1 protein-coding gene is annotated in these 408 nt (G+C 28.9%); it reads right to left on the bottom strand.

Translation table 11 applies throughout. The features are described 5' to 3' along the window. A partial coding sequence (locus GVL03_RS21220) for a hypothetical protein (protein ID WP_373683857.1) occupies positions 1-408 on the bottom strand: 408 nt, incomplete at both ends.

The raw sequence follows: 408 nt of genomic DNA, 5'->3' as shown, positions 1-408 counted from the left end.
ATATAACAGGAATCATTATTACATCAGTATATGGTACTAAAATCCATGGTGAAAACATCAATGAAAAAGAAGCCAAGTAGAAAGTTAAATATGCAACTTTTTTATTAAACAAATGCTTAGCTGCTTTAAATAAGATAACAAATCCTATATCCATAAAAATTATATTCCACAACTGCCAGACAAACCAAGACGATCCCCAAGTATGATTAAACAGATTCATCACCTTAGAAATTCCATACATCAAAAAAAAGAAAAAAGAATTATTAGGATTTATTGATAGGTAATTACTGATAACTTCTTTATTTTCAGGCGAAGCACTTACACCATTAAAAATAGCTGATACATCCCAACCAATAGGAGCGGAAATATTAGTTAAGATAAACACTTGTAAACAAAAGCCAAAAATAA

Origin of the sequence: Microbacterium sp. 18062, from assembly GCF_902706225.1 — a bacterium.
GTDB lineage: Bacteria > Actinomycetota > Actinomycetes > Actinomycetales > Microbacteriaceae > Microbacterium.
This window is presented reverse-complemented; position numbering and strand designations above follow the sequence as displayed.